9 protein-coding genes are annotated in these 9,170 nt (G+C 52.9%); all 9 read right to left on the bottom strand.

Annotation, left to right across the window (positions count from 1 at the left end):
* Positions 1 to 1,449 carry a 4-hydroxyphenylacetate 3-hydroxylase N-terminal domain-containing protein gene (locus BMZ81_RS13615; protein WP_091132808.1) on the bottom strand — a complete coding sequence of 483 codons (1,449 nt, stop codon included), beginning with the start codon at positions 1,447 to 1,449 and terminating at the stop codon, positions 1 to 3.
* Between the two features lie 263 nt (positions 1,450 to 1,712).
* On the bottom strand, positions 1,713 to 2,609 hold the full coding sequence (locus BMZ81_RS13620; RefSeq protein WP_091133031.1) for a thiamine pyrophosphate-dependent enzyme: 897 nt from the start codon (positions 2,607 to 2,609) through the stop codon (positions 1,713 to 1,715).
* A 3-nt stretch (positions 2,610 to 2,612) separates the two neighbouring features.
* Positions 2,613 to 3,785: a transketolase C-terminal domain-containing protein gene (locus BMZ81_RS13625; RefSeq protein WP_091133034.1), complete on the bottom strand. Its 1,173-nt coding sequence runs from the start codon at positions 3,783 to 3,785 to the stop codon at positions 2,613 to 2,615.
* Positions 3,786 to 3,787: 2 nt separating this feature from the next.
* A complete protein-coding gene (locus BMZ81_RS13630) occupies positions 3,788 to 4,087 on the bottom strand; it encodes a 4Fe-4S binding protein (protein ID WP_242942656.1) in 300 nt (99 codons plus the stop codon).
* Entirely contained in the window at positions 4,084 to 4,650 is a 567-nt protein-coding gene (locus BMZ81_RS13635; RefSeq protein WP_091133037.1) for a 2-oxoacid:acceptor oxidoreductase family protein, read from the bottom strand. Before BMZ81_RS13635 ends, BMZ81_RS13630 begins: the two co-directional genes overlap by 4 nt.
* Before the next feature lie 35 nt (positions 4,651 to 4,685).
* Complete coding sequence (locus BMZ81_RS13640) at positions 4,686 to 5,966, bottom strand: TRAP transporter large permease (protein WP_091133039.1); 1,281 nt, start codon at positions 5,964 to 5,966, stop codon at positions 4,686 to 4,688.
* A gap of 2 nt (positions 5,967 to 5,968) precedes the next feature.
* On the bottom strand, positions 5,969 to 6,505 hold the full coding sequence (locus BMZ81_RS13645) for a TRAP transporter small permease (protein ID WP_091133041.1): 537 nt from the start codon (positions 6,503 to 6,505) through the stop codon (positions 5,969 to 5,971).
* Positions 6,506 to 6,688: 183 nt separating this feature from the next.
* Positions 6,689 to 7,696 carry a C-terminal binding protein gene (locus BMZ81_RS13650; RefSeq protein ID WP_091133044.1) on the bottom strand — a complete coding sequence of 336 codons (1,008 nt, stop codon included), beginning with the start codon at positions 7,694 to 7,696 and terminating at the stop codon, positions 6,689 to 6,691.
* A gap of 666 nt (positions 7,697 to 8,362) precedes the next feature.
* Positions 8,363 to 9,170: electron transfer flavoprotein subunit alpha/FixB family protein (locus tag BMZ81_RS13655; protein ID WP_091133049.1), on the bottom strand; the 808-nt coding region annotated here is incomplete at its 5' end.

Raw genomic sequence — 9,170 nt, forward strand, 5'->3', positions numbered from 1 at the left:
TTACTTCTTAGGGTCTTCCACCTTTTCGGTGATGCCGGCAATGTCAGCCGCCAGCTCCGCATACTTTTCATACGGTGTCGTTGCACGAATGACCAGCTTCGCACCGTCGGGGGAACCACCGCCGTGGGTGAACGCCAGCAGGCCACCTGCTCTTGCGTACCACTCGCTCAGGCGTGCCGCACGCGCTCTCGTCTCCGCACTCACTGCCGGGTTCGCCTTGATTGCCGCCATTACCTTCGGCCCAATCACCGGATCCATGCAGTCCGTGTAGTTCGGGAAGCACCCCGTCTCCGCAATGCCGCCGCCGATGTCCTGCAGAATCTGACGCAGCTCCGCATACTTCTTGCCCGCCTGCGCCTTGTTCACACAGGCCAGCTTCGGATCTGCAAAGAAGACACCTGACTCATGCTCCTTACCGGCCAGCATTGCCCCCAAGCCCAGGCTCCACACCGTCTCGCTGATGATCGTCATGTCCATCATCTTGTCCTTGAATACCTTCGTGGACAGGCCGTTTGCCCGCGCCATCAGCATCGCCGCGCCAATCATGATGTCTCCCTGTCCTGCCACGCAGCTGCCGATGCACGCACGGTAGTTGCCCACAAACCGGTTGATGGCATCTCCAGAGTGCTCATACTCTCCGCACAGGAACACCCGCTCGTTCGGAACAAAGCAATCCTCGAAAATCAGATACGAAGACTGGTCCGCGTACTTCATGTCGTCCCAGCCCTGACGCCCTTCGCTGGCGTCTGTCTGTACAATCGTCAGGCCCTCGATGTCTCTCGGCACCACGAATGCAACCGCATAATCCTTGTCCGCTTCCTTATACCCTGTACCTGGGCTCACGAAAATCTCCTGGCACGCCGCGGCATGCGCAATCATCGTCTTCGTTCCGCTTACCACAATGCCGTCCGGACGGATTTCCTTCACATGCACGTTTGCATCCGGGTTCTCCTGCTGGCTTGCAGACTTCGTCCGGTCACCCTTCGCGTCCGTCAGTGCGCCCGCTACCTTGTAGCCCTTGCTCTCCGTGTTGATAATCCAGTTCTTCAGACGCTCATGATATTCCGTGCCTTTTTCCTTGTCAATGTCATATGTAACAGACCACAGCACGTTCATGATGTTGTGTCCCACGCAGATGCCTGCCATACACGTGCCCACCTGCTGGAAGAAGAACCGCTTCATCTCCACGCTCTTCTTCAGAGACTCTGCGCCCTCTGTATTCAGCGTCAGCCAACGCACCACTTCGTTCCCTGTCAGCGAGGACTTTGCCTTCAGGATTCCATCATACTGCGGATCCTGCAGCAGGTCATATGCCTTTGCCTCGTTCTCCACAAGGCCCTTTGTCGCAGGATCTGTCACCAAATCCTCGATAAAATGTCCATTCTTGAATACATTCGGCCGCATCGCCCGCAGGTCTGCGTAGTAGCCTTCTCTCGTCTTGAATGCCATATTTACCTCCATTTTTACATTGGCCGCTCTTTAAGTTAACATAACTCATCAGCATTTTCAAGGGTAAATTGTACGTTTCACCGCGCGCTCAAAGAAAACACGCGGTTCCAGCAGTTTCTACGGAGCTCCAGGCTATTCACCCATCGTTCCGATATAATAGGAAAAAAAGGGCTCCGAGCTTGCCGGAGAGGAGCCGGGAAAATCCCGTTCCCCTCCAGCAAGTCCATGAATAAATCAAACCGATTCCTTACCGGGATTCAGAATTACATCTGAACGAGTCTGCGGAGTCTCTCCCAATCAGCGTCACGGTAACCCTCGATGCGCTTGAAGTCCTCTTCCTTCAGGTGCTTGAAACGCTTCTGCGCCTTCAGATAGGTCTCAACAGGCTTAAACTCCTTGGGCTCCATGTTCAGCTTATACTTGCCGTCTTCATACTCGGCCAAGTACCACAGGCCGCACTCCACGGCCATTTTGCCAATCTCAATGGTCTTCTCTCCGGAGTATCCCCAGCCGGTGGGGCAAGGAGCCATCACATGGATGATCTTCGTACCCTTTTTGGCCTTGGCCTTAGCCACCTTCTCCATGAAGTCCTTGGGATAGGAGGTGCTGGCAGTTGCGATATAGGGCACGCGGTGCGCCGCCATAATCTCAAACAGAGACTTCTTGAAGGTGTTGTCACAGCCCTTGGAGCAAATGCCGGCAGGCGTGGTCGTTGTAGACGCGCCATACGGGGTTGCACCACTGCGCTGGACGCCAGTGTTCATATAAGCTTCGTTATCATAGCAGATATAGAGGATATTTTCATTTCTCTCCGCTGCACCGGACAGAGCCTGCAGGCCGATATCCACCGTGCCGCCGTCACCGCCGATACCCAGATATGTAACATCGTCATCCAGGCCCATAGCTTCTCCGCCAACTGCCATACCAGACAGGGTAGAAGCCAAGGCGGGGAACGCCGTCACAACGTTGGGAACAAACACAGCGCTTTCAGGATAGACAGAAGTCGTTGCTGCGAAGCAGCAGGCGGGGCAAGCCAACATGGTCTTCTTCCCCAGGACCTTCATGGTAAGTCTGGCAGCCAGCAATGCAGCACAGCCCTGGCAGCTCTTCTGGCCATAAATCAGCTCTTCATCCGGTAAATCTTTAAACACGATAGCCATTCTTTACCACCTCTTTCCGATAAACTGAACTTCGTCTTCGCTCTTGCCATCGCTCAGGTTCTGCAATACGTCGAACATCTCCACAATCATGTCCTTGGACACGTCACGGCCGCCCAAGCCGCAGATGAAGTTTGCCATCTTGGTGCCGCAGTTGCCGTACATAGAAGCCTTTACGTCACCGTAGATGGTGCCGTCAAAGCCGAAGGAAATGCTCTTATCCGTGACACCCAGTGCCTTGTACTTGCCGCTGATAGAGGCAAAGAACTCCTTCGGGAAGGGGCGGAAGCTTCTCAGCTTGATCATGCCCACCTTACGGCCTTCGGCACGCAGCTCATCCACCACAACGCGGGTAGTACCGGCAAGGCTGCCGGTCGCTACCAGCACCTGCTCCGCATCCTCGCACTTATACTCCTCGTACATACCGTGATAGCTTCTGCCAAACATTTTGGCATACTCAGCATCGATTTCTGCGATTTTCTTCTTTGCCACTTCGAATGCCTCGCACTGCTGAATACGGCCTTCCGTGTGGAATGCAGGTCCGATGGTGCCGCAGAGAACCTGAGGATTGTCAAAGTCCAGCTTCATCTTTGTCTGGAAGGGAGGCAGGAAACGATCGACATCGTCCTGATCCGGGATATCCACCAGGTCATAGGTATGAGTCAGCGTAAAGCCGTCCAGGTTCACCATAACAGGCAGCATAACCTGGGGATCCTCCGCCAGCTTATAAGCCTGAATCATTGTATCCAGAGCCTCCTGGCCGCTTTCAACATACAGCTGCACAAATCCGCTGTCCCGCATGGCCATGGCATCACGGTGGTCACCGTAGATATTCCAGGGAGTAGCGGTGGAACGGTTCGCGTCAGCCATCACGACCGGGTGACGGGCGCCGCTGACATAGCTCAGCATCTCGCACATATACAGCAGGCCCTGAGAAGAAGATGCAGTGAACACGCGGGCGCCCATCATGGAAACACCCAGTGCAGATGCCATGGCGCTGTGCTCGCTCTCTACCATCATGTACTTGGAATCCAGCTGGCCATCCGCAATAAAGTCCGCCAGCTTTTCCACCAGAGTGGTCTGCGGTGTAATGGGATATGCAGAAATAACCTTCGGTCTTGCCAGGCGAACGCCGTGAGCTGCCGCCTCATTGGCGGACAAAAATGCCTTTGTACCCATGCTTATTCACCCTCCTTTACCATCGAGATGCACTTCTTGGGGCACTCGTGGGCACAGATGCCGCAGCCCTTGCAGTAGTCCATATCGACTGTCAGCTTCTCGCCTTCCTTGCTGATTGCTCCCTCGGGGCAATACACAAAGCAAAACAGGCAATGGATGCACTTGTCGTAATCAAATTTTGGGGCGAAGGTCCGATAGCCGGAGTTCGGGTTCACCAGATGCCCTGCAGGGAAGCTTGCGCCAAAGGGGATCTCCTCCATGGAAGCAGGTGCCTTAAAGTCTAAGTCGCGCTTCGGTTTCATTTCGCCATGCCTCCTTTCACGATGTCATAGGCCATCTTGGTGACCTTCTTGTTCTTCTCACGCAGTGCGGGAGACATGGAGCCGTCAATGGCAGCCTCCAGGGCCTCCATCGTCACCAGATCAGTGCCGCCTACCGCAGCGCCCATCATAATGGTGTTGACGATATTTGCCCCCAGTTCCTGCAGAGCAATCGCCGTTGCATCAATGGTAACCAAGTGCTTCACTTTGTCAAAGCCGGGGCGCTTCCGGAACTCCTCTGCGGGAAGAGCCGAGTTGATAAACACAGAGCCGTCTTCTTTCAGGCCCTCCAGAATATCCACAACGTCCAGCAGTGTCTCATCCAGTACGATTACGCAGTCGCAGGAATATACCTGGCTGTGGTCGGTAATCGGGTTATCATCGATCCGGGTAAAGCCCAAAACCGGTGCACCGCGCCGCTCCGGACCAAAGGACGGGAATGCCTGCGCGTACTTTCCGCAATGAAGAGCGGCGGCATACCCCAGCAGCCGCGCCGATGTAAAACCGCCGTTGCCGCCTCTTCCGTGCCATCTAATTTCTTTCACGTTTACTCCTCCAATTCAACTTTTTTGAATGGTTATCAAATCAATCCCAACAGCTTCGGCAGGAACAGGGACAGCTGCGGGAATGCGATGATCACAACTAGTAGCAATGCCAAAATTATGATCATTGGCCAAACCTCTTTGATGACGCTCTCCAGCTTGGCTCCGGATACCTTCTGTGCCACAAACAGGTTGACGCCCAGAGGCGGAGTCAGGAAGCCAATGCACAGGTTCACGCACATTACCAGGCCGAAATAAGTCAGGTCATATCCAAGCTGCGTTGCAATGGGGCACAGCAACGGGGCAAACAGGATGATGCTGGACGTGGTGTCAATGAACATGCCGTCGATCAGCAGGAGTACGTTGATCATCAGCATGATAATCACCGGGGAATCGGAAATACCCAGCAGCGTATTTGCCAGCAGAGTGGGAACCTTCTCCAAAGTCAGAATCCGTCCGAAGGTGCTGGCGCCGCCCATCACGATCATCACGCTGGCAGACAACACAGCTGCCTCGAGCAAACCATCCAGGAACTTCTGGAGAGTCAGCTGACGATAGACAAATTTGCCGACAAACAGGGCGTACACCACACCGACAACAGCGGCCTCCGTGGGCGTGAACACGCCGGCATAAATGCCGCCCAACACGATTACCGGCATCAAAATTGCCCAGATAGACTCCTTCAGTACGGCCTTCTTATCCACGTTAGCGGTATCAGATCCCTTGTAGCCGCGCTTCTTGGAAACACGCTTGTTGTACCAAATCAGCACGCCGCCCATCAGGAGGCCGGGAATCACGCCGGATGCAAACAGGCCCGTTACAGAGACGCCGACCGTTGCGCCGTAAACAATCATCGGAATGGAGGGCGGGATGACGGGACCGATGGTAGATCCACTGGCCAACAGCGCACCGCAGTATGCGGAATCATATCCCTGCTGCTTCATGGCGGGAATCATAATCGTACCGATGGCTGCCACGCAGGCAGGGCCGGAGCCGGAAATTGCGGCGAAGAACATGCAGGCCACAATGGCCGCAGTGCCCAGTCCGCCGGGCTTGGATCCAACCATTGCTTCTGCCAAATTAATCAAGCCTGCCGCAATACCAGTCTTCTCCATAATAATGCCCAGCAACATAAAGAACGGAATTGCCATCAGTGCATAGTTATCAATGGATGTTACCATGGCCTGTGCCAACATATTCAGCATAGCGGCAGGGTAACCCGCCATAATAACGCACAGGGTGGAAATTGCCAAAGCAATCGCAATGGGTACGGTCAAAATCAGGCAGACCGCCAAAGATCCAAACAGCAATCCTACCATACTTATTCACCGCTCCCTTCTTTAGCAGCCTGTAGTTCAGACTTTCCTTCTGTACCGTTTTTGATGGACTTAATCGCTGGAATAATCCCATACTGAATGGTCCGGATGGCCATGCCTCCCATTCCCAGGACGCCGGCCAGATACATCACCCATACGGGAATAAACTTTGCGCCGGAGAACACCTGCTTCTGCTCGATGCACTGGAGCATCATCAGGAAGATCAGATAACAAAGGTAAGCGGACACCGCAACCAGCATGGCATCGCCAATCATCAGCAGGATAGTCTTGGTATGTTTGCCGGGGGCAAATTCCGCCGCGAAGCTCACACGAAGATGCTCACTGCCCTTACAGGCGTAACTCATTCCTGCAAATGTCACGTAAACGAACATCAGTCGGGTGACCTGTTCCATCCATCCCCAGGCAAGGCCGAACACATACCGTGCCACCACCTGCAGGAACATCAATGCAACCAAGGCTGTCAAAACGACATAAATAATATACTTTTCGATATTGTTTAAAAACTTTTTAACTGCAGCCAAAAGTCATTCCTCCTCTGCAACAATTCATTTTCGAGCGGATGCAGCTCCCCAGCTGCACCCACCCTTTTTCTCGCCGCCGCGGCAGTTGCGCGCGGCATTGAGTGGGGCTTTCAGCTTTTTCATGTGCAAAAAATCGAAACGGTCCTGCTTGCGGGAAACGCTATTTGGAAAAGCAGCGTTCGCTTACTTCTTCCAGAGCTCCCGGTTGATCAGCGTACCAGGATCCTTGTCCTGCAGCACATTCACAACCACGTCCGCAGTCTGATCAATCAGATCGTCAAACGCATCATCGGAATAGTATCCAACGTGCGGAGTAGAGAGAACGTTGGGCAACTCCAGAATCTTCCGCTCAATACCAGAGGGAGGCTCCGTGGTATATGCGTCAATGGCCGCGCCATAGATCTCACCAGTGGACAGTGCCTCATAGAGGTCGTCCGCATTGCACAGAGCGCCGCGGGCAGTATTGACAAAGATGGCAGTGGGCTTCATCTTCTTGAAAGCTTCCTTGTTGAAGATACCCTCCGTGCTGGGCAGCAGGGGTACATGCAGCGTCAGATAATCGGATTCTGCCAGCAGTGTGTCAAAGTCCACCGGCTCAACGCCAGCCGCCTTAATGGATTCTGCAGGAACGATTGCATCGTATGCAATGATACGGCAGCCAAATCCTGAGAACATCTGTGCCACGTGGCGGGCGATGCGCCCAAAGCCGTACAGGCCGATGGTCTGCTTAGAGAAACGCTTGACCGGTGCAACCGCCTTATAGCCGCCGCTCCACTTGCCGTCCTCAATCCATTTGATCAGTTTGGGCATCCGTCTCTGCTCTGCCATAATCAAGGAAACCACATGAACAGCAACTTCCTCCTGGCAGTAATTGGGAACATTGCACACATAGACACCGTTTGCTGTAGCCACAGGCAGGTTCGCACTGTTATAGCCAATGCCGTAGGCAACCACTGCCTTCAGTTCCGGAGTCAATGCCTTATAGACCTTATCCGTCATGAACTGGAATTGGGTAATGATAACCTCTGCGCCCTTCGCTGCCGCGATCAGGGTGTCATCATCCTGTGGCTCGTCAAACAGGAATTTGAACTCCACATCCGGCATTTTGCGCTTCAGCGTCTCCTCCATAACCTTGAGGCTTGCTTCTGTCATAACGCCCAAGGTACCAGTCATGACTACTTTTCTGCTCATGAAAACAACCTCCTCCAAAAATTTTGACTAACACATTTTATCACTTAGTATACTAACTTGTCAAATATAAACAGTCCAAATTTTAAAATTTTCTACAACTTTGCAAAATATTCTTTTTTTCTGTCGAATTTGCTCAGACGGGCCTCCGCCCTCCGTATTCCCGTATTCCACTTATGAAAACTGCAGAATTTTTTATTTGAGGATTCTCCCCGTTTTCCGCAAAACACTCCTCCCCCCAATTATTGTATTAAACCACAAAGATTCTCTTTTTTGAAATGCCGTTTTTCTATCAATATGTATAGCAAAAAGGTATGTAGGATCATGGAGACTGTCCATATGGAATCATCTCAATACCAGCGTGTGATCTCAAACAGCATCATCAACATAACTAATGATAACATGCCTTTCGCCCCTTTTCATCGGATGTTTTTACAAATTTCGCGAACGCCGCAAATCCTCTGCTGGACAAAAAGTCCAGTAGCTGGCAAGTAAGAAATCCAGGTATGGGCAAAACAGCAAAAAAAGAGGGCGTTTTTTGCCACGCTAATAAGCCATGGCAAAAAACGCCCTCTCTCTGGAAACGGAAGATATGGCAATCAGCATGATGGCATATCTATCCGCTAGAATTTAAAAATCTTCAGTCTTGTGTAGCCGCAAGGAAAGTCCTTATACGCTCTGGCTGGCCTTATAAGCCTTAATGGCCTCAGTCAGCTTGGGGACAATGACATGCAGATCGCCCACAATACCCAGATCGGCAATCTTCATCATCGGGCAGGATTCATCCTTGTTGATGGCAATGATGAATTCAGAACTCTCCATGCCAGCCAGATGCTGAATAGCACCGGAGATGCCGCAGGCAACATACAGGTTGGGATGGACAGTTTTACCAGTCTGGCCAACCTGACGGCTCTTCTCAATCCAGCCATTGTCAACGCCGATACGAGAGGAAGAAACCTCACCGCCCAGCTCTGCAGCCAGTGCGCGCAGAGGCTCATATCCCTCAGGACCGCCAACACCACGGCCGCCGGAAACCAAGATCTTGGCGTCGGTGATATCAACAACCTTCTTGTCGTCGTGCACGACTTCCAGGATCTCCACATTCATGTCGTCCATGCTCAAGCCGGCGTCGAAGGTCACGATCTCGCCCTTGCGGGTGGTGTCCTTCTTGGGCATCTCCATCACGCCGGGACGCACGGTCGCCATCTGAGGCGTATACTTCCGGCACACGATGGTGGCCATCACGTTACCGCCGAAAGCAGGACGGGTCATCTTCAGGAAACGGTCGGAGGTATCCAGTGCATCAACCTTCTCAGGCTGCAGAGACAAAGAGGTAGAAGTGCGCAGATACTCCTGGTACTTCTTCACATCAATGTCCAAACGGGTGGTGTCTGCCGTCAGACCAGTGTGAACACGGCCCGCTACGCGGGGAGCCATGTCACGGCCGATGCTGGAAGCACCAAAGAGAACGATGTTG

It is taken from the genome of Oscillibacter sp. PC13 (assembly GCF_900115635.1).
Classification (GTDB): Bacteria; Bacillota; Clostridia; order Oscillospirales; family Oscillospiraceae; genus Oscillibacter.

Excerpts from the sequence above, each read along its gene's own strand:
- BMZ81_RS13615 (WP_091132808.1), bottom strand. The coding sequence starts at position 1,449 with ATGGCATTCAAGACGAGAGAAGGCTACTACGCAGACCTGCGGGCGATG.
- BMZ81_RS13620 (WP_091133031.1), bottom strand. The coding sequence starts at position 2,609 with ATGGCTATCGTGTTTAAAGATTTACCGGATGAAGAGCTGATTTATGGC.
- BMZ81_RS13625 (WP_091133034.1), bottom strand. The coding sequence starts at position 3,785 with ATGGGTACAAAGGCATTTTTGTCCGCCAATGAGGCGGCAGCTCACGGC.
- BMZ81_RS13630 (WP_242942656.1), bottom strand. The coding sequence starts at position 4,087 with ATGAAACCGAAGCGCGACTTAGACTTTAAGGCACCTGCTTCCATGGAG.
- BMZ81_RS13640 (WP_091133039.1), bottom strand. The coding sequence starts at position 5,966 with ATGGTAGGATTGCTGTTTGGATCTTTGGCGGTCTGCCTGATTTTGACC.
- BMZ81_RS13650 (WP_091133044.1), bottom strand. The coding sequence starts at position 7,696 with ATGAGCAGAAAAGTAGTCATGACTGGTACCTTGGGCGTTATGACAGAA.